At 60.9% G+C, this 20,031-nt stretch carries 18 protein-coding genes and 1 riboswitch; of the genes, 10 read left to right on the forward strand and 8 right to left on the reverse strand.

What is annotated here, in order from left to right; genetic code table 11:
• The first annotated feature begins 127 nt into the window (after positions 1 to 127).
• On the forward strand, positions 128 to 991 hold the full coding sequence (gene rpoH, locus JW897_RS08900; RefSeq protein WP_048413480.1) for an RNA polymerase sigma factor RpoH: 864 nt from the start codon (positions 128 to 130) through the stop codon (positions 989 to 991).
• A gap of 78 nt (positions 992 to 1,069) precedes the next feature.
• Here rpoH and JW897_RS08905 read toward each other — a convergent pair whose 3' ends face one another.
• The 4 genes from JW897_RS08905 to JW897_RS08920 form a co-directional block, all read right to left on the reverse strand.
• The gene (locus JW897_RS08905; protein WP_205465841.1) at positions 1,070 to 2,854 is read right to left on the reverse strand and encodes a PglL family O-oligosaccharyltransferase; all 1,785 of its coding nucleotides are present in this window, start codon (positions 2,852 to 2,854) and stop codon (positions 1,070 to 1,072) included.
• Between the two features lie 75 nt (positions 2,855 to 2,929).
• Positions 2,930 to 4,768, reverse strand: coding sequence for a Wzy polymerase domain-containing protein (locus JW897_RS08910; protein WP_205465842.1), 1,839 nt, complete (start codon positions 4,766 to 4,768; stop codon positions 2,930 to 2,932).
• Between the two features lie 23 nt (positions 4,769 to 4,791).
• Complete coding sequence (locus tag JW897_RS08915) at positions 4,792 to 5,229, reverse strand: pilin (RefSeq protein WP_082158819.1); 438 nt, start codon at positions 5,227 to 5,229, stop codon at positions 4,792 to 4,794.
• A 12-nt stretch (positions 5,230 to 5,241) separates the two neighbouring features.
• Positions 5,242 to 5,661: a pilin gene (locus JW897_RS08920; protein WP_082158821.1), complete on the reverse strand. Its 420-nt coding sequence runs from the start codon at positions 5,659 to 5,661 to the stop codon at positions 5,242 to 5,244.
• A 195-nt stretch (positions 5,662 to 5,856) separates the two neighbouring features.
• On the opposite strand from JW897_RS08920, the gene JW897_RS08925 reads away from it, so the two are divergent.
• The 4 genes from JW897_RS08925 to JW897_RS08940 all read left to right on the forward strand — a co-directional run bounded on the left by JW897_RS08925 (position 5,857) and on the right by JW897_RS08940 (position 11,279).
• Positions 5,857 to 7,209: an adenosylmethionine--8-amino-7-oxononanoate transaminase gene (locus JW897_RS08925; protein ID WP_205465843.1), complete on the forward strand. Its 1,353-nt coding sequence runs from the start codon at positions 5,857 to 5,859 to the stop codon at positions 7,207 to 7,209.
• Positions 7,210 to 7,310: 101 nt separating this feature from the next.
• The gene (locus JW897_RS08930; protein WP_205465844.1) at positions 7,311 to 8,813 is read left to right on the forward strand and encodes a hypothetical protein; all 1,503 of its coding nucleotides are present in this window, start codon (positions 7,311 to 7,313) and stop codon (positions 8,811 to 8,813) included.
• Between the two features lie 200 nt (positions 8,814 to 9,013).
• Positions 9,014 to 10,132, forward strand: coding sequence for a glutamate 5-kinase (proB, locus tag JW897_RS08935; RefSeq protein ID WP_205465845.1), 1,119 nt, complete (start codon positions 9,014 to 9,016; stop codon positions 10,130 to 10,132).
• A 73-nt stretch (positions 10,133 to 10,205) separates the two neighbouring features.
• On the forward strand, positions 10,206 to 11,279 hold the full coding sequence (locus JW897_RS08940) for an ABC transporter substrate-binding protein (protein WP_048413484.1): 1,074 nt from the start codon (positions 10,206 to 10,208) through the stop codon (positions 11,277 to 11,279).
• A 48-nt stretch (positions 11,280 to 11,327) separates the two neighbouring features.
• Here JW897_RS08940 and JW897_RS08945 read toward each other — a convergent pair whose 3' ends face one another.
• Together JW897_RS08945 and ruvB are read right to left on the reverse strand one after the other, a co-directional pair.
• Complete coding sequence (locus JW897_RS08945) at positions 11,328 to 11,735, reverse strand: hypothetical protein (RefSeq protein ID WP_019100519.1); 408 nt, start codon at positions 11,733 to 11,735, stop codon at positions 11,328 to 11,330.
• Between the two features lie 119 nt (positions 11,736 to 11,854).
• Positions 11,855 to 12,889 carry a Holliday junction branch migration DNA helicase RuvB gene (gene ruvB, locus JW897_RS08950; RefSeq protein WP_205465846.1) on the reverse strand — a complete coding sequence of 345 codons (1,035 nt, stop codon included), beginning with the start codon at positions 12,887 to 12,889 and terminating at the stop codon, positions 11,855 to 11,857.
• Between the two features lie 88 nt (positions 12,890 to 12,977).
• Positions 12,978 to 13,124, forward strand: a riboswitch (FMN riboswitch).
• 124 nt (positions 13,125 to 13,248) lie between these two features.
• Here ruvB and ribB point away from each other — a divergent pair.
• The 5 genes from ribB (at position 13,249) to JW897_RS08975 (ending at position 18,208) form a co-directional block, all read left to right on the forward strand.
• Positions 13,249 to 13,908: a 3,4-dihydroxy-2-butanone-4-phosphate synthase gene (gene ribB / locus JW897_RS08955; RefSeq protein WP_240352134.1), complete on the forward strand. Its 660-nt coding sequence runs from the start codon at positions 13,249 to 13,251 to the stop codon at positions 13,906 to 13,908.
• A 53-nt stretch (positions 13,909 to 13,961) separates the two neighbouring features.
• Positions 13,962 to 15,371: an ATP-binding protein gene (locus JW897_RS08960; protein ID WP_205465847.1), complete on the forward strand. Its 1,410-nt coding sequence runs from the start codon at positions 13,962 to 13,964 to the stop codon at positions 15,369 to 15,371.
• A complete protein-coding gene (locus tag JW897_RS08965) occupies positions 15,368 to 15,898 on the forward strand; it encodes a hypothetical protein (protein WP_205465848.1) in 531 nt (176 codons plus the stop codon). The genes JW897_RS08960 and JW897_RS08965 overlap by 4 nt, the downstream gene beginning before the upstream one ends.
• A complete protein-coding gene (locus JW897_RS08970) occupies positions 15,895 to 17,244 on the forward strand; it encodes a sigma 54-interacting transcriptional regulator (protein ID WP_205465849.1) in 1,350 nt (449 codons plus the stop codon). The genes JW897_RS08965 and JW897_RS08970 overlap by 4 nt, the downstream gene beginning before the upstream one ends.
• 277 nt (positions 17,245 to 17,521) lie before the next feature.
• Positions 17,522 to 18,208 carry a BON domain-containing protein gene (locus tag JW897_RS08975; protein ID WP_205465850.1) on the forward strand — a complete coding sequence of 229 codons (687 nt, stop codon included), beginning with the start codon at positions 17,522 to 17,524 and terminating at the stop codon, positions 18,206 to 18,208.
• Positions 18,209 to 18,366: 158 nt separating this feature from the next.
• On the opposite strand, the gene JW897_RS08980 is transcribed toward JW897_RS08975, so the two are convergent.
• Positions 18,367 to 19,176, reverse strand: a complete 810-nt coding sequence (locus tag JW897_RS08980) for a transporter substrate-binding domain-containing protein (protein ID WP_205465851.1) — start codon at positions 19,174 to 19,176, stop codon at positions 18,367 to 18,369.
• A gap of 247 nt (positions 19,177 to 19,423) precedes the next feature.
• Positions 19,424 to 20,017, reverse strand: a complete 594-nt coding sequence (ruvA, locus tag JW897_RS08985; protein ID WP_048413490.1) for a Holliday junction branch migration protein RuvA — start codon at positions 20,015 to 20,017, stop codon at positions 19,424 to 19,426.
• Between the last annotated feature and the right edge of the window lie 14 nt (positions 20,018 to 20,031).

Below are 20,031 nucleotides of genomic sequence, written 5' to 3' on the forward strand. Positions count from 1 at the left end.
GCGTCGGCGCACCGGCTGCGCTACTATCGAGACGATAGAAAAAATCATTGACGCTGGAACCTTTCATTGCTAGCACTCTCCATATACGAGTGCTAACATATCACTACCCAAGGAGGTAGTTATACAGATGACCACAACATTTGCCTTGCCCGTCCCGTCCACCAGCGGCAGCCTGGAGCAATACATCCAAGCTGTTAACAGCGTGCCCATGCTGACGCCTGAGCAGGAAAACGAGCTTGCAACGCGCTTTCAGGAGCAAAACGACCTGGAAGCCGCGCGCCAGCTGGTGCTCTCGCACCTGCGCGTGGTGGTGTCGATTTCCCGCGGCTACTCCGGTTACGGTTTGCCGCAAGCCGACTTGATCCAAGAAGGCAATATCGGTCTGATGAAGGCCGTCAAACGCTTCGAGCCCGATCGCGGCGTGCGACTGTTCTCCTTTGCCGTGCACTGGATCAAGGCGGAGATTCACGAATTCATCCTGCGCAACTGGCGCTTGGTGCGCATCGCCACCACCAAGCCTCAGCGCAAACTGTTCTTCAATCTGCGCAGCATGAAGAGCAGCTTCTCCGCGCTGTCGGAAAACGAAGCTCGCCAGATCGCGGCCGATCTGGGCGTCAAGCCGGAAGAAGTCCGCGAGATGGAAACCAGGATGAGCGGCCAGGACGTCGCCTTGCTGGCGGACGACAACGACGACGACGGCTACGCGCCGATCGACTGGCTGGCCGACCATCACAATGAGCCGACCCGCGAGCTGGAACGTCGCGCCTTCGACCACCTGCAGACCGAAGGCCTGCAACATGCATTGGCCGCGCTGGACCCGCGCAGCCGCCGCATCGTTGAAGCGCGCTGGCTGGCCGACGACAGCGGCTCCACCCTGCATGAGCTGGCCGCCGAATTCGGCGTCTCCGCCGAACGCATCCGCCAGATCGAGGCCAAGGCCCTGGGCAAGATGAAGGCAGCGCTGAGCCAGGGCGTGGTGATCGAAGGCTAAACCACTCCCCGCTCAATAAAAAACCACAGGCTGGCCGCCTGTGGTTTTTTTATACCCGGAAAATCCGAAGAGGATAGTCTACTCGCCCATGGTCTGGTACTTTGCCGGCAACTTGGCGTAAGCGTCTCTAGCCACCGCGCGCAAAGGCTCCCATTCCGCCCTATCGTCGTCCAAGGTGCCCAAGAACACGCCGGCGTAAGTCGGGAAAGAGGCCAGCGTCGTCCGCAGCGTCCGCTCCGCCTGAACCTGCTTGCCGGCCAGCACCTCCAGCTGCGCTCGCTTCAACATCACTTCCGGATAAGGGCGGAACGCGGTCAAGCGGTTCTCCAGCGCCAACTTGCGCTCCAGTTGCTCCGGCCCCACTTTCAAGTAATCGTCCACAGTGTAAAGCGCATGGTAGGCGAACAGCGGCTTGGCGTCGGCGATCTCGATCAGACGCTCCATCCTAACCTCATCGCGTTTGGCGTCGTTGGTCGGCGTGTACAGGCCCACCAGTTCCCAGAACATCGACAGGCTGCTGATCGACAGCCAGCCCACCCAAACCAGCGCCGCGAACAGCGGCAGACGCAGCGGCCAAGCCAACTGCCGATCGCCGCGCGGCGCCATCGCGGCGAAGATCACCAGCATCGCCAGGAAGTAGTAATACCACAGCGGATACTCCAGCATGCTGTGCGTCAGCGTCACCGCCAGGCAGCCCAGGGCCAACACCCCTTCCAGCGTGGCGCGGCGGCCGAAGAACGGCCACAGCACCCAGGCAAAACCGCCGACGATCAGCAAAGTGACCACGCCCCCCATCTCGGCCAGCAATTGCAGGATCAGATTATGGGAGTTGGTGAACAAACCGCTGTTGAAACCGGATGCGGCGAACTGCGGCAGCGGCTGCAAACGCACGCTCTCCGCGGCGAACTGCGACCAGCCCACCCCCGTCAACGGATGCGACAGGAAACTCAGCCAAGCCTTGTGCATTTCGGCGAAACGCCGCGACCCCATATCGTCGCCATTGGCCGCCAAGCGGGCCAGGCCGGAACTGTTTTGCAGGTTTTCGTGCGTCAGCAGGGAAATCAGCTGATTGAACCAAGGCAGGGCGAACTGCATCGCCAACACCACCAGGCAGGACAGCCACATCGCCCACAACATCCGACGCGACTCCGCGCTGCCAATGCGCCAATGCCAGAGCGCCGCCAGCCCGGACAAGGCCACCAGATACAACAGAATGGTGCGCGAGCCCGCCCACCCCAGCATCAAAGCCAGGCCGAGCACGAGAATGGCCAGGCCCCAGCGCGGCAGCCGGCCGGCAGCATACAAATACACCCCGGCCACCACCGACCACATCAAATAATGCGCGTATTGATTGCGTTGGCCGATATGACCAAAGATATTGCTGGTGGGGTGAGAGCCATCGTAAAACAAGCCCAGCTCCGCGGCGTAACCGGTCAACTGAGCCACGCCTATCGCCGCCTGCACCAAACCTCCAACTATCAAACCCCAGGCCAGCCAAACCGCAAACGGCCGCTCCCCCATCTCCTCGCGCAAAGACACGGCAACCGCCGCGAGCAAGGCCGCGGCCAACCAGGCCAAGGCTGTGGCGTAATTCATCCCGGGGAACAGCGCGTCCACCCAGAACGGCTGCCCAGCCCAAAGCAGGCCCATGCCCAGACACCACCAGGCGCTGCGCGGCATGCAGCGGAACAATGATCCGCTCGGCAACAAGAAGACAGCCGCCGCCAGCAGCAGCCAGACCACATTGATTTCGCCAAACCACTGCGGCAGCGGCACATAGTGGATGCGAGAGGCGAAAGGCAGGATGGCGATGAGGCACAGGGCCAGCATCGCCAGGAATGTGGAAAATCTTTGAGCGCTCATATTACGGCTGTCGTTTGCTAGATAGAGGACGCAGGATACCGCAAGCGCGCGCTCAAACAAACCGCACTCTGGCGGTCAAAACAGTGTTTTTCGCGTCACAGGCGCGGCCACGGTCATCACTGCGGCCTGTTGCGCCGCTTGGCTATACGCAGGGTACTTGGCATAGGCTTGGGCCGCAGTCAGGGCAACCTCCCTCAAAGGGGCAACATGAGGTTCAGGAACTCTTGCCAGCATTTCAGAAAACTCTTTGACATGATCAGGATAACTGGCAATCGCAATCTTGAGCGACTGTAAGCCTTCACTTTCCCGTCCGCTGAGTGATTGAAAAACACTTAGTTTTATCAATACATTAGGGTAGGGACGATAGCTGGCCAGCGAATTAAAATGAGCCAACTTCAAGTCCAGTTGTTCACGACTCGGCAACATATAATTGCCAATTACGAGATCAACCTCTCTTGCGAAAAAAGGATTTTTGCCTGCCGAAGACAATTGTTGCAAGCGTGATACATTTTCTTTTACATCTATAACTGGAAAATTATTCCTAACAATCACAAAAAATGAAAACAAACCAACAACAAAATACAAAATAAATCCAAGTCCAAAAACACAAGAGAATACCTTAAGGAACACAGGCCGAAACAAAAACACCCTCCCTCCACCATTGTCTATTAGCGCACAGATTGATACAAACATAATCAAAAATGGCATATACCACAATGGATACTCAAACATACTATGAGTCAACAACACCATAAATACACCGAACAACCAAAAATATTCCGCCTTCCTTTTCGCGCGCCACAAAAATAATGCAATGCAAAAAACAATACCGAGTGCAACAGGTAATGCACCAACCAGTCCAGATTCTGCCAAAATTTGAAAAAATAAATTATGACTATGAGTAAATAACCAGCTTTCTGAAAATTTTGGCAAGCCCGCAGTCAGTTCCATCTTTGTGGCCTCCGCGGCAAATCCACCCCAACCAAGCCCAAACCAAGGGTACTGAGAAAAAATTAACCATGCCTTGGTCCATTCAATACGTCTTTTGACAGCAAGACCTCCATCTGATATGCGTTCCGCCCCGCTCACCACATCAATCGGCAATCCAAGATAATTTAAAAAAACAACAATATCACGACTCCAAAATTGAAATACCGCAATCAACAACACTGAAACCGATACAGCTACCGCTAACCGGCCCAGCTCTTTCTCTCTTCCTCCTTTCCTAAACCAATACCAAACTAACACAACAGTCAATAATGCATAGACTAAAGGCAAACGAGCTCCAGACCAAGACTGCGCAAGCAAAATCGGAAGCAAACACAGCAAAGCAAACCCTACCCTAAGCTTTTCAACCGCATACAAATAACAAATCGAAAGCACGCCCCAAAATAGAAAATTAGCATACTGATTGCGCTGAGCCACATTCCCTACCACCACATTGGAATTTGGATCATATACAATAAATCCGTGAAAAAGGTAAGCCAATTTAAATGCCTGCAACAGCCCCATCAAAGATTGCAACAACGAAAAAACAGTAACCACACATGCAAAAACGAATACCAAATCATCGATATCAGATGAGTCAAGGCAATTTCTAAGCAAAATAGAAAACAGAGCCAACCCAATAAATAGTAGCGCTAGGTAACCATAGAAACTAGAGTGCAAAGCAGAAAAAGCAAGAACGAGCAAAACTAGCTCAAGCCATGACACAGATACCTTATCAATACTCAATAAACACAAACCACACATAGCAGCACCAAGAAGTGCGAGTGCAGAAGCATCTGAAAACCAATCTGGAAGTGGCGCATAACGAAGCCAACTTAAAAATGGAGCTGAAACTGACAAAGAAATCAAAAAATAGACGAATATTTTTATATTTTGACTCATAATAAAAAGGGTGCCTTTCGGCACCCCATTTCAATTTAAATTAAACATCAGTTGCCCGAACGGCAGTTTGCAGGCAACCATTGAGATTTAACGCCATTTGAAGATGCTGCAGCGCAAATCCAAATGATGGCACCACCAGACGCCGATGGCGTCAAAGTCAATTTGTTATTGGTAGAGTCCACAAGCGTAGTACTGTAAGTTACGGTGAGAACCCCACTCGTGCCAACAGAAAGATCTGTCACCGAGTTACCAGAAATACTGGTTTGCAGTCCGGCAGAAGCATTGCTTGTTGGAAATGAGCCATTTGAAGCATAGTACTCTGCCACTGCAGTTTTGGCTGCCGAAGCCAAGCTTAGCCCCTCTGACACTCTAGCACGTTTGGTATAGTCCTGATAAGCGGGAATAGCAATCGCGGCGAGAATACCAATAATAGCCACCACTATCATCAGTTCGATAAGAGTAAAACCTTGTTGAGATTTTTGCATTGCAAGCTCCATTTAATGGCAAGACGAAGGCACATATTGAGCATAAGCCGCATCGGTAGAGCACGACCACGCAACAGTACCACCACTAGCTACAGGGGTAAAGACCACAGTCAAACCAGAAACCACACTGCTATTAAACAATACGGTCACAGTACTGACTCCACTACTAACTCCAACCTGTACATTACTGACATAGTTTCCTGCCAAAGTATCAGGCAAACCTGCACTAGCATTAGTGCTTGGCCAAGTATTGCCAGCCAGATAGTATTCTGACACCGAGGTTTTGGCCTGATCCGCATAGGTCAGACCTTCCGCCACCTTGGCGCGAACCACATAGTTCTGATAAGCAGGAATCGCAATCGCCGCCAAAATTCCGATAATGGCGACAACAATCATTAGTTCAATCAAGGTAAAACCAGCCGCCTTCCTCATCTCTCGGCTCCAGAGCTTAGTTTTATAGAGAGCAACTTATGCAGAAAGTATGCCACCCCCTTCTTCACACCCATTCCTGCCAATCCTCAAGTCATAAACAGCGCAACGGGTAGAAATGTGACGTTTTTGGTCAGTCCGCTGCCTCGCTCTCCCTGTGATAGCATCGAACTCTTAGTCTGAATACATAGAACAGATATGAGTGATAACCAAGACTGGCTGCAGCGCAGCTTCAATACCGTCTGGCACCCCTGCACCCAGATGAAACGTCATGAGGCTTTGCCCATCGTACCCATTGCCAGCGCAGACGGCGTCTGGCTCAGCGACTTCGACGGCAAGCGTTATCTGGATGGGGTCAGCTCCTGGTGGGTCAATCTGTTTGGCCATGGCCACCCTCGCATCAAGCAGGCGATCAAGAATCAGCTGGACCAACTGGAACACGTGATGTTGGCGGGCTTTACGCACCAGCCGGTGGTGGAGCTATCCGAACGCCTATGCAAGCTCAGCGGCCTGGCCCACGTGTTTTATGGGTCCGACGGCGCCAGCGCCACAGAAATTGCGCTCAAGATGAGCTTTCACTACTGGCGCAATCAGGGGCTAGCGGACAAGACGCGTTTCATCAGCCTGGAAAATAGTTATCACGGCGAAACCGTGGGCGCCTTGGCCGTCACCGACGTTCCCTTGTTCTCCAACACCTACGCCGGCTTGCTGAAGCCGGGCCTGCGCGCGCCGTCTCCGGACGCCCGCCGCGCGCTGCCCGGTGAAAGCGCGGCCGATGCCGCGCGCAAAGCGATCCAGGCGCTGGAAAACCTGCTGGCCAAACACGCGGGAGAAGTGGCCGCCGTCATTGTGGAGCCTTTGGTTCAAGGCGCGGCTGGGATGGCGATGTACGATACGCTCTATCTGAGCGAGTTGCGCCGGCTGTGCGACCACCATCAGGTGCACTTGATCGCCGATGAAATCGCCGTCGGCTTTGGCCGGACCGGCAGCCTGTTCGCCTACCAGCAGGCCGGCATCACGCCGGACTTCCTCTGCCTGTCCAAAGGCATTACCGGCGGTTTCCTGCCGCTCTCCTGCGTGTTGACCAGCAACCCGATTTACCAGGCTTTCTACCACGACGACGTCACCCGGGGCTTCTTGCATTCGCACAGCTATACCGGCAATGCGCTGGCATGCGCCGCGGCGCTGGCGGTATTGGACATCTTCGAGGAGGAGGACGTCCTTGCCGTCAACGCCGCCAAGGCGCAGCGCTTCAACGCGATGATGGCCGGCCTGCAAGCGCGCCCGGACATCAGGGACTTCCGTCACCGCGGCATGATCTGGGCCTTCGAGGTCGACACCACCCGAGCCGACTTCGCCCAGGCCTGCTTCGCCGCGATGCTGCGCCGCGGTTGCCTGCTGCGCCCGATCGGCAACACGGTGTATTTCATGCCGCCCTACACGATCACCGACGAGGAAATGGCCTTTCTGATCGCCGCCGCGGAAGCCACGCTGGAAGAACTGGCGCGCGCGCCCAACACTGCCGACGGGCAAAGCATCGCTTTGCCGTAATCCGCCTTGCCATGGCGGGGCGAGTGCTCATAGCATGGAAATGGCAAGATTTACATTGTGAATCGCCTTGCATGCCGCTGCTCATCCTGCCAGAACAAACTATGGATCCTCTGCTGATAGATACTCAACCGGATAGCGTGGCGGCCTGGCTGGAGCGGCTGCCCTTCACCGACCTGCCCGAATGCGGGCGCTTATTGAGCCAGTCCCTGCAAAACCTGTCCCGGGTTCCGCTGGACAGCCATTTGCGCCATAAGCTGCTGAAGCTGTATCTAAAGGCGGTGGATCGCTATTATCCGCTGCTGGAAAACGAGATTCGCCAGCACGACAGCCTAGGCACGCCAAAGGTGCGCCAACTAGCCTTGCTGAGCGTCGAATTGTTTGCGCTGATTTTCATCACCTTCAAGCAAACCTTGCACGACCGTCTGGCCAAGCGCAGCCTGCTGGATCGCGAACACCCGAAGATCGAGCTGATGGCCTACACCATGATGGCGGCGCGCCAGTTGCTGAGCATCAGCCAGCAATGCTATAGCCCGATCACGCCGGATTTCTGGTACGACTGCCATCAGCTGCATGTCTTCGCCAGCAGCCGCGGCTGGCAGGACAAAGGGCTGGCCAACGACGACTCCATCCAGACCATCTATCTGCAAATCCTGCTGATGGGGCTGACGCCCAGCAACCGTCTTGCGCCCACCGAGCAAGCCTTGTCGCGGCAGTTGATCTTCGATCTGGCCGCCAAGGCCCGGCTGATTCCGGTAGAGGCCTTGACTCAGCCGGTGCATGGGTATCTGGTTGACCAGCAAATAGACTCCCCGCCCCGCTTTCTGCCGATTTCCGCAAGCAAATTGGGACCCGGCTGCTTTCTGCTGGATCTGGAACCGCTGCGCGATATTCTGGAGAAAAGCCACGAGGCGCTGCAAAAAGCGCAGAACAACCGCCAACAAGGCCTGATGATCGACGAATTGCAGCTGCTGTCCTTGCTGGTGGAGGAGTGGCATCAGCCCAAACGCCGCCGCCATCCTCGGCTCAAGACTCAAACTATCATCGAAATCGTCGCGGCGCTGCCGGGCATCTGGTTCCATCGCAACGATTTGAACTGGCGACTGCCGGGCATCGCCACCGAAGAGGACGCGCCTCGCCACCGGCCGCCGCCTCCGCCCTGCCTGCTGGCCATTTCCAATCAGAGCGACAACGGCTTGCTGCTGCACGGCCAGCCGCGCGATCAGTCGCTGCGCGCCGGAGAGTTGTTGCTGATCACTCCGCCAAGCCAACCGGAAAATGCCAAGCTGGGCATCGCCCGCTGGGTCGCGCTGCGCGCGGACGGTCGGGAAATCGAATGCGGCGTGGAGTTTATCGGCGGGCCGCCTAGGCCCGCGCTGATCATGCCCAGCATCACCCACCCCGGCGACAGCTTTCAGTTCGCCTTGCTGCTGGCCACCCCAGCGGGAATGCCCAGACTGCTGTTGATGACGGGACGTCCGTACAGCCAGCTGCGCGAATTCCGCCTGCACGACGGCGAAGGGGAAAGCCTGATCCGGGTATCGCGCTTGCATTCGCAGACTCCGCTGTTCCAGATCATGGAATATCGCGACAGCGAGCATTTCTGATCCAGATCAATATTTTATCTGGCCGCGCGGCCGGCCAAACGCCGCGCGCCGCGTCAAAGCCCGTGTAATCAACAGACTACCGACGCGGCGGCCGCTTCCTGCTGCGGTCCGCGAATATCCACCCCGCTGGAGACGGTCCGGCCCCCGCTTTTTCGGGTAAACTCCCCCGCATCTATCGTTTTTGACTCATGGAGTTTTGGATGCGCTCGGTTATTCACGCCGCCGACCGGATTGTGGTCAAGGTCGGCTCCAGTCTCGTCACCAATGACGGCAAGGGCCTGGACATTGCGGCGCTCAATCGCTGGGCCGCGGAGATCGCCGAATTGAAGCGGCGCGGCAAGCAGGTGGTGCTGGTTTCCAGCGGCGCGATCGCCGAAGGCTGCCAACGACTAGGCTGGACCGTGCGCCCCAAGGGCGTGCACGAGTTGCAGGCCGCCGCCGCGGTTGGCCAGATGGGCCTGTGTCAAGCGTATGAAACCGCCTTCCGCGGCTTTGGCCTGCAGACCGCGCAAATCCTGCTGACGCATGAAGACCTGGCCGACCGCACCCGCTACCTGAACGCCCGCTCCACGCTGACCAGTCTATTGAACCTGAACGCGGTGCCCATCATCAACGAGAACGACACTGTGGTCACCGACGAAATCCGCTTCGGCGACAACGACACCCTGGGCGCGCTGGTGACCAATCTGATCGAAGCCGACGCGCTGATCATTCTCACCGACCAACAAGGCCTGTACAGCGCGGACCCGCGCAAACACCCGGACGCGGACTTCATTCACGAAGCCGTCGCCGGCGAGCCCCGGCTGGAAGAGATGGCCGGCGGCGCCGGCTCCAGCGTCGGCACCGGCGGCATGATCACCAAGATCCTGGCCGCCAAGCGCGCGGCGCGCAGCGGCGCGGCCACCGTGATCGCCTGCGGCCGCGAGCATCAGGTGCTGTCGCGCTTGGCGGACGGCGAGGGCATAGGCACCCAGTTGCTGCCGCCCACCAGCCGCATGGCGGCGCGCAAGCAATGGCTGGCGGACCATCTGAAACTGTCCGGCCGCCTGGTGCTGGACGCCGGCGCCGCGCTGGCGGTGCGGGAACGCGGCACCAGCTTGCTGCCTATCGGCGTTTGCGCGGTGGAAGGCGATTTTCTGCGCGGCGAGGCGGTGGCCTGCGTCGATCAGGAAGGCAAGGAAGTGGCGCGCGGCCTGGTCAACTACAGCTCCAGCGAGGCGCGCACCATCATGCAAAAACCCACCCGGGAGATCGAGGCCGCGCTCGGCTATATGATCGAACCGGAACTGATCCATCGCGACAATATGGTCGCGCTGTGACAGCGGCGCAGGCGCCGCGGCGCTTGCGCTCCGCTATTCCCATCCCATTCTTTGAACTGAAGGATTCACGCGTATGAAAAAGCTGGCCCTTTCGGCGCTTCTGGCTCTGACTTGGGGCTCGGCAATGGCCGAGGACGTACTCCATATCTACAACTGGAACAACGCCTTGTCCGCAGACACCGCCAAGCGTTTCGAGCAATCGTGCAAATGCAGGCTGGTGCAGGACTATTACGGGGACAACGAGGAGATGCTGGCCAAGCTGGCCGCCGGCGCCAAAGGCTACGACATGGTGTTTCCCACCGCCTTCGCCGTCAGCACGCTGATCAAGCAGGGCAAGACCCAGCCGCTGGACAAGGCCTTGCTGCCCAACTGGAAAAACCTCAACACCGGATACCTGAGCCTGAACGCGCCGTTCGACGCCGGCAACAAGGTGGCCGCACCCACCGTGGTGTCGCTGACCTTGCTCGGCTACAACGAGACCCAGTTGCGGAAAGCCGGCGTGCTGCCGCAGGCCAACAGCTGGGGCTTGATCTTCGATCCGGCGGTGCTGGCCAAGATCAAGGGCCGGGTCACCGTGCTGGATTCGCAACGCGAACTGATGTCCGCCGCCCTGCTCTACCTGGGCAAGGACGCCAACTCCACCAACCCCGCGGACTGGAAAGCCGCGGCCGAGGTGATCCGCAAGGCCAAGCCCTACTGGGCCGCCTTCAACAACCAGAGCTATATCAAGGAACTGACCGTAGGCAATATCTGGGTGGCCCACGGCTACTCCAACGACCTGTTCCAGGCGCAGCAGGACGCGCAACACGCCAAGCGCCCGTTCAAGCTGGCCTACCAGCCGCAGAAGGAAGGCAATATCCTGGCGGTGGACAATATGGTGATCTTGAAGGACGCGCCGCGGCCGGACCTGGCGCACCGCTTCATCAATTTCATGCTGGACGGCAAGAACGCCGCCGAGATATCCAACCAGATCGGCGCCACCAACCCGGTCAAAGCGGCAGAAGCCTTCTTCAAGCCGCAAATCAAGGCCAACCCGGTGATCATGCTGGAGCCGGCCAAGGGCAAATACGTGGCGCTGAAAGATCTGGACGTGAAGTCCCGCCGCGATTTGAACCGTTTGTGGTCGCAGATCAAGATCGGCCGCTGAGCCGCCCCTGTTTCAACGAAAAATCCCGGTCAAGGCCCGGGATTTTTTTCATTCTTCGGGCGGCTGCTCGCCCTTGCGCATCTCAATCGCCTTGATGATCACATAGGCCAGCATCGCGCACAGGAAGAACAGCAACATCACCCAGGCGATGGAACGCAGCGTGTCGATGAAGGTGTTGAACAACTCCAGCAGCCAGCGCTCGCCGGTCAGCTCCATCATGGTGCTGCCCTTGCCCGCGGCCGGCGGCAGGTATTTCTCCAGCGACCACTGCCGCACCCCGCCGGAAACGCCGGTGACCACGATGGCGAAGAAAATGTACTTGCGCCAGGCGTCGGTCAAATCCCGCCCCAGAACCCGCGCCAGAATCTTGTTGACCGCCGGATCGAAAAAGCGCGCGGTGAATATCGAGGTGGCGATCGCCACCGCCAGAGTCAGGCCGAACAAAGCGTAAAACATAATCATCCCCCGCCGCAGCGGAATGCGTGAAAGCAGGAATTGTACGCCTGCGCGCCGGCGCAGGCGATCAGCGGATGGCCATGCTGCTGCGCGCAAGCGACAGCGCCGGCGAAGCCGCGTCAATCTTTCAACGGCAGCCCGAAATGCTGATAGGCCAGCGCCGTCGCCATCCGGCCGCGCGGGGTGCGCTGCAGATAGCCCTGCTGGATCAGAAAGGGCTCGATCACGTCCTCTATGGTGTCGGTGGATTCGCCGATGGCGGCCGCGACATTGTCCAGCCCCACCGGCCCGCCGGAAAACTTCTCCAGAATCGCCTGCAGCAGCTTGCGGTCCATCACGTCCAGACCGGCCGGGTCCACGTCCAGCATCGCCAGCGCGGCGTCCGCCACCTGTGCGCTGACCACGCCGTCGGCCCGGACTTCGGCGTAATCCCGCACCCGCCGCAGCAGCCGGTTGGCGATGCGCGGCGTGCCGCGGCTGCGGCGCGCCACTTCGAACGCGCCGTCGTCGGCCAGCTTGACGTTCAACAAACCGGCGGAACGGCTGACGATGCGGGTCAGCTCTTCCGTGTTGTAGAACTCCAGCCGCGCGACGATGCCGAAGCGGTCGCGCAGCGGATTGGTCAGCATGCCGGCGCGGGTGGTCGCGCCCACCAGGGTGAACGGCGGCAGATCGATCTTGACCGAACGCGCCGCCGGCCCCTCGCCTATCATGATGTCGATCTGGTAATCCTCCAGCGCCGGATAGAGGATCTCCTCCACTACCGGACTCAGCCGATGGATCTCGTCGATGAACAACACATCGTGCGGCTCCAGATTGGTCAGCAGCGCGGCCAGGTCCCCGGCGCGTTCCAGCACCGGTCCCGAGGTTTGCCGCAAATTGACGCCCATTTCACGGGCGACGATATGCGCCAAGGTGGTCTTGCCCAGGCCGGGCGGGCCGAACAGCAGCACATGGTCCAGCGCTTCGCTGCGCCGCTTGGCCGCCTCGATGAAGATTTCCAGCTGTTCGCGCGCCTTCTTCTGGCCGACGTACTCGTCCAGCTGCTTGGGCCGCAAGGCGCGCTCCAGCGCCTCTTCCTGGCTGGACAGGCTTTGCTGGGTGACGATGCGCGGCTCGGCCGCCCCGCCGTACAGGTTGTCGGTTTCAATCATGGTGTCAGCCGCCGGCCAAAAAAACGAATGCCCAATCTTACCACCGCGCTATAATCGCCGCTGGTCCGGCCATCATCGCGGGCCAACGCAACGTCTTCAGGGCGGGGTGCAATTCCCCACCGGCGGTATGGCCCTTGGGCCGAGCCCGCGAGCGCTTTCGCCTCTCGGCGGAAGGTCAGCAGATCTGGTGACAGGCCAGAGCCGACGGTAATAGTCCGGATGAGAGAAGACGACATCGCCGTCCGCCGCGCTACGCGCGGTCGCGGCGTGTTCGCTGCGCGCTTGGCGCGCGGGTGGGTTCGCGCCTGCCCTTTTCACGCCCTGGAACCTGTTTCTCAAACTATCCGAGGACCGTTTCCATGAGTATCGCCACACCCCCCGACACCCTGTCCCAACGCGTCGAAGCGGCGCTGAACGCCTTGCGCCGCGGCCTGCCGGTCATCGTTCCCGACGATCACGACCGCGAGAACGAAGCCGACCTGATCCTGGCCGCCGACGCGCTGAACAAAGCCGAAATGGCGCGCCTGATCCGCGATTGCAGCGGCATCGTCTGCCTGTGCCTGACCGCCGAGCACGCCGCCCGGCTGCAATTGCCGCCGATGACGCAACGCAACGGCAGCCGCTACGGCACCGCCTTCACCGTCAGCATCGAAGCCGCGCAGGGCGTATCCACCGGCGTGTCCGCCGCCGACCGGGTGCGCACCATCCAGGCCGCCGTCCATCCGCAGGCCCGGGCCGACGACGTGGTCAGCCCCGGCCATGTCTTCCCGCTGGTGGCCGCCGCAGGCGGCGTGCTCAGCCGCCGAGGCCATACCGAGGCCGCGGTGGAACTGGCGCGCTTGGCCGGCTTCCAGCCCGCCGGCGTGCTCTGCGAGCTGATGAACCCGGACGGCAGCATGATGCGCGGCGCGCAAATCGCGGACTACGCTCAAACGCACGCGCTGCCCGTTCTGAGCGTGGCCGAGCTGGCTGAATGGATTTCCCGCCAGAACTTAGCCGCCGCTCCGCTGTCTGCTTGATCTTTGCCCTTAAGCCGCGGGCATGCGCCCGCGGCGTCGACGCCGACCCCATCATGCTTCGTTTCGTTTCTTTCCGCAGCCTGTTGCTGGCCAGCTTTCTGATCGTCGCCGTCGTGCCCTCCGCCGTGCTGATCCAGCTGCGCAACGAGTTGGGACACGCCGCCTCCACGCTGCGCTCGCATCAGGAACAAGCCAAGGAATGGCTGGACGCCAACCGCGTGTCGCGCGAACAATCCATTCAGTTCGAACGCGCCACCCGCCAGGCCCAAATCCTGAAAGACCGCGCGCTGGCCAACACCGCCGCCGGCGCCTGGCAGGAAATCGAACTGGCGCAACGCAAGCTGCAGCGAGGCGACGGCGACGAGCTGGCGCTCAGCGCCCGGGCCATCCTGGCGATCCAGCCGCAGCTTCAGGCCTTGCCGGCGCGCTCCGGCGCGCAACGCGACCGCTTGTTCCGCCAACTGGACCTGCACCTGACGGCGCAAGGCCAGTTGATCAACCGCCAACTGGAACAAAGCCAGCGCCAATGGCAGGACTCCATCACCGAAATGCGCCGCACCGCCGACAGGTTGGCCTGGCTGTCGCTGGCTTCCGCGCTGGCGCTGGCGCTGGCGATGACCTTGTTGATCAGCTGGCCGCTGCGCAAGCTGCAAGCCAAGATCGCGCGGATGAGCGACGGCGCGCGCTTGCAGGACTGGCGCCAGTCAGGCCCCGCCGACCTTCAACGCCTGGCGCGCGAACTGGCCCAGCTGGACCGCCGGCTGGCGGCGCTGGAAGAACAGAAGGGCCGCTTCTTCCGCCAGGCCTCCCATGAGCTGAAAACCCCGCTGGCCGCCATCCACGAAGCCGCCGCGCTGCTGCGCGAAGAGGTGATAGGACAGCTGTCCGCCCAGCAGCAGGAAATCGTCGCCATCCTGCAAAACAACGCGCAGACCCTGCGCCAGCGCGTGGAAGCCTTATTGCGCTATGATGCCGGCCAATGGCTGTCCGAAACCCTGACCGTGGAAACCTTCGATCTTCCAGCGCTGATTGCGGATCGGCTGCAGACCAGCCGCCCGCTGTTGCAGGCCAAGCGCCTGACCGCCGAAGTCCAGGGCGACGCGGAACGAGTCAGCGGCGACCGCTCCAAAGTGGAAACCATACTGGACAACCTGTTGATCAACGCCATCCGCCACAGCCCCGCCGGCAGCGCCTTGAGCATCCGCCATGGCCGCGACGCCGGCGGCGTCTGGCTGGAAATCAGCGACCAAGGCCCCGGCGTGCCGGAAGCCTGTCGGGAAAAGATTTTCGAACCGTTCTGGAGCGGCTCGCCGCCGCCGGGCGAACTGCCCGGCACCGGCCTGGGGCTGGCGATGGCGCGCGGCTTCGCCCAATTGATGCGCGGCGAGCTGACGCTGGAGCCCCAGCCTCAGACCGGCACCTGCTTCCGCCTGCAATGGCCGGAACCGGAGAACAAGACATGAAGACACCTCGCCTTTTTATTCACAACGCGCGGCGGCTGCTCTGGATTTGCGGTCTGCTGGCCTTAAGCGCTTGCGCCCATCAGCGTCCACCCGTCGCCGCGCCGGCCGCGCCCATCATCCTCTGCCCGGACGCCAACCAGATCCTGCTGTTGCTGAACCAGACGCGAGAGCTCCAAACGCTGGCCCTGGCCGGCCGGGAAAGCTGCGGCGGCAGCCGCTTGCTGGCCCTGCTCCAGCAGACTCAGGCTGCGGAGAGCCGCGCCGATGCGCAAAAACTACAGGCACAACTGGAAAGCCTGCTCGCCAAGACCGACGCTCTGGATCCGGCCAGCCAAGGCCTGGCGCGGCTGCAGCTTCAACAGCTGCAGGAGCGACGCAAGCTGGCGGAAGCGCTGGAGCGGCAACAGGCGCAAAACCGAGATCTGCAAAAACGCTACGATGACCTGAGCGGCAAGCTCAACGCCTTGCGCGAAGTCGAACGCGAACTCCAGCTGAAGCCCAGCAAAACCAAGGGGAGCCAACCATGAGCGCCATCGCCCGCATCGTACTGGTGGACGACGATCCCGACCTGCTGCGCTTGCTCGGCCTTCGCCTCGGCGCCGCCGGCTACGAGGTCGAAGCGCTGGACAGCGCCGAAGCGGCGCTGAACGCCTTGGCGGCGCGCCGCGCCGACTTGTTGCTGACGGACTGGCGCCTGCCGGGCATGGACGGTTTGGAGCTGTTTGAACAAGTCCGCCAGCGCTATCCCGCGATGCCGGTGATTCTGCTGACCGCCCACGGCACCGTGCCGGATGCCGTGGAAGCGGTCAGCCGCGGCGTGTTCGGCTATCTGGTCAAGCCTTTCGACGGCAAGGCCCTCTTGGACAAGGTCGCCCAGGGCTTGTCGCTGGCGGGGCCGGGCCGGCCGGCCGACCAGGCCGCCACTGGCTGGCGCTCCGGCCTGGTCAGCCGCAGCCCGGCGATGGAGGAGTTGCTGGCCGAGGCCCGCATGGTCGCCGCCACCGGCGCCAGCGTGCTGCTGCGCGGCGAAAGCGGAACCGGCAAGGAGGTGCTGGCCAAAGCCATCCACCTGGCCAGCCCGCGCGCGGGCCAACCCTTCATCGCGGTCAACTGCGGGGCGATTCCGGACAATCTGCTGGAAAGCGAGCTGTTCGGTCATGAAAAGGGCTCGTTCACCGGCGCCAACGCGCGCCAGACCGGTCTGATTCAACAGGCTGACGGCGGCACCCTGTTTCTGGACGAGATCGGCGACATGCCGCCGCCGCTGCAGGTCAAACTGCTGCGCGTGCTGCAAGAGCGCGAAGTGCGTCCGGTCGGCGCGACGCGCGCCAACCCGGTGGACATCCGCCTGATTTCCGCCACCCACCGCGAACTGGAGACCTTGATCCAGGAAGGCAGCTTCCGCGAAGACTTGTTCTACCGCCTGAACGTGGTGTCGTTGCGCCTGCCGCCGCTGGCCGAGCGCCGCGAAGACATCCCGCTGCTGGCCGCTCACTTCCTGGACAAAATCGCCACCCGCTACCAGAAAGCCGTCAGCGGTTTCGCCGCCGACGCGCTGGAATACCTGAGCGCGGCACCCTGGCCGGGCAATATCCGGCAATTGGCCAATGTGGTGGAACAATGTTGCGTGCTGAGCACCGGCTCGCTGGTGACCTTGGCGCAGATACAGAAAGCCGTCGCCAGCGAGGAAAGCGCGATTCCGACGTTGGCGGAGGCCAAGCGGCAATTCGAACGCGATTACCTGGAACGCTTGCTGCGCTTGACCGGCGGCAATGTCAGCGATGCCGCGCGGCTGGCGGACCGCAACCGCACCGAATTTTACCGCCTGCTGCAAAAACACGAGTTGACGCCGGCCGCCTTCAAACTGGAATGAGCGCCGCCGCGTGCCCCATAGCCTGTCGCCGATCGGCGACAGGCGAAAACCCTAAAAAATCAAAGCCCTGCCCATCTCTCCCGCCAGACTGTCGCCCAGCGGCGACAAAACCCCCTCGCCCCGACCGGCCATTTCAGTCTTAAAAAACACAAGCCATTGAAAAATAAAAACAAAACAAAGCTGGCACGCCTTTTGCCATAGGGTAAGCGCAAATGATCGAAGCGCAACAGATTCAAGCGCAAGCGATGTGACTCACTCTCTCGAAAAGGCTAACCCCATGAAGAAATCCACTCTTGCCATTGCTCTGATGACTTCCCTGCTGACCAGCGCCAGCTGGGCCGCCCAAGACGCCAGCGCTCCGGCCGGCGAAGCTCAACGCGCCACCTCCGCCAAGGCTGACGCCAGCGCACCGGCCGAACAAGCTCAACGCGCCACCGCCGCCAAAGGCGACGCCAGCGCTCCGGCCGAACAAGCTCAACGCGCCACCGCCGCCAAGGCTGACGCCAGTGCACCGGCCGAACAGGCTCAACGCGCCACCGCCGCCAAAGGCGACGCCAGCGCTCCGGCCGAACAGGCTCAACGCGCCACCGCCGCCAAGGGCGACGCCAGCGCTCCGGCCGAACAGGCTCAACGCGCCACCGCCGCCAAAGGCGACGCCAGCGCTCCGGCCGAACAGGCTCAACGCGCCACCGCCGCCAAAGGCGACGCCAGCGCCGCTGAAGCCCTGATCGCCGAAGCCGCGCCGAGCGCCGCCGCCGGTCTGAACCAGGCCGTGCAGGAAGCCGTGACCAAAGCCGCAGCCCAGGTTGGCGCCAATATCCAGACCAGCGTGAAGGCCGGCGAAGTCACCCTGAGCGGCACTGCGCCCAGCGAAGAAGCGCTGCGCCGCGTAGCCGAAGAAGCCTCCCGCGTGCCGGGCGTGACCTCGGTGCGCACCAACGTCAGCCTCAAGGCCGCCGGCTAATACCGCTTTGATTCGTCGGCGCGCAGTCCGCCTGGCTCGCTTGCCCTGAACCGCCGCGCCGACCCACGCTTTACCCGGAGTCGTCCCAAGGAACACACGGAAGTGTGCCCGCCTCCATTCGCCGCCCTGATGGGCGGCTTTTTTTATCCGCGGCCCGACTAGCGTTTCCCGCCGGCCCACACCGCGGCGGCGGCCTCTTCCCTGCTCATATAGCGGTTGATCAGACGCAACATGGTGCCGTCGCGGTTCATGCCGTCCACCAACAGGCGCCATGCCCTGGCTTCGGCTTCCGGGAATGTCCGCTTGGTCAGCACCAGGCTGCGCGGACTGGGCGCGTCGTCCTTCTCCCAGTCGGCCACTCTCACCTTGTCGTCCAAACCATGCTGTCTGATTTTCTGCCGATACACCATGGGCGTGGAGAAAATGCCCGCGACGCGGCGCTGATCCAGCATGCGGAACAGGACGTCCTCCTCCGCCACTTCCACCAAACGACGCTGCACGCCCAATTGCACCACCAGAGGATCGAAATAACGGCTGGTGCTATAGCTGCGCACAATCGCCCAGCGGCTGGACGGCGCGTCCCGGATGAAAGCCTCCATCGAGCGGATGGAGTCGGGCACATCGATAGACAAAACCGCGTACTGGCGCAATTGGATGTAGTTGAGAAACCAATAGATTTTGCTGCGTTCCGGGGTCTCGATCGCGGAGCCGGTCATATCCAGCGAGCCGGCCTCCAGCTCCTGCCAGATGCGGGCCCGCGGCATCACCACGAACTCGAACTCGCAGCCGCTGCGCCGGCGCAACTCCTCCGCCACGTCCCGATCCAGTCCGCGGCCGGCGCTGTAGAACTGGCCGATTTCGTAAAAAGCGAAACGGATAGGCCGCGGCGGACACGACACGCCGCTGTGGACGCCGCCGGCCCAGCAGGCCGCCAGCAACAGACATGCTCGCGCCAGTCCTGTTTTCACGGTGGGTACGCCTCCCGGCCATGCCGGATTCATCGCCATGCCCAGCGCACGGCACTCCCCACTATAGGCAAAGCGCCGCCGGCTTTAAGAACCTGTTTACGATCTGCTACGCATCGGCGATACGGCGTTGAAACCGTCTTCAAAATGCTCATGTACCATTTGTACATTCCGCTTTCTCAGCCATTTTCGCCTTGTCTCGCTCTTGCTCGCGAGATCGTAAACACGTTCTAAGAGCCAGCTAGCGTTTTCAGAACTTCATCAAGCTCTTCAAGGCGAGACGCACGCCCTCGCTCACCGTCACGTCGGCCGGCAGCCCCTTGGTGGCGGCCGCGGCCTCCTTCTCGTTGTAACCCAAGGCCAGCAAGGCGTTGACGATGTCGCCCTTCTCATCCGGCGTGGCGGCGAAGGCCAGGCCTCCCGGCGCGGTCAGATTGCTGCCGGTGGCCAGTTTGCCGCGCAATTCCAGCACCAGCCGCTCGGCGGTCTTCTTGCCTATGCCCGGCACCGCGGACAAGCGCTTGATGTCCTCGCTGGCCACCGCCACCGCCAGATCGTCGGTGGTCATGCCGGAAAGAATGGCCAGGGCGATCTTGGCGCCGATGCCGGTCACCTTGACCAATTGCCGGAAGGTCTGGCGGTCCTCCTTGGAGGCGAAGCCGAACAGCAGATGAGCGTCCTCCCGCACCACCAGCTGGGTAAACAAAGTGACTTTCTGGCCCAGCGCCGGCAGTTGGTAAAACGTGGTCATCGGCACATCGAGTTCATAGCCGACGCCGTTGACGTCCAGCACCACTTGCGGCGGCAGCTTTTCCAGAAGATTGCCGCTCAGGCGTCCGATCATGTTCAGGTTCTTTC

It is taken from the genome of Chromobacterium alkanivorans (assembly GCF_016937655.1).
In the GTDB taxonomy this organism is placed as follows: Bacteria; Pseudomonadota; Gammaproteobacteria; order Burkholderiales; family Chromobacteriaceae; genus Chromobacterium; species Chromobacterium alkanivorans.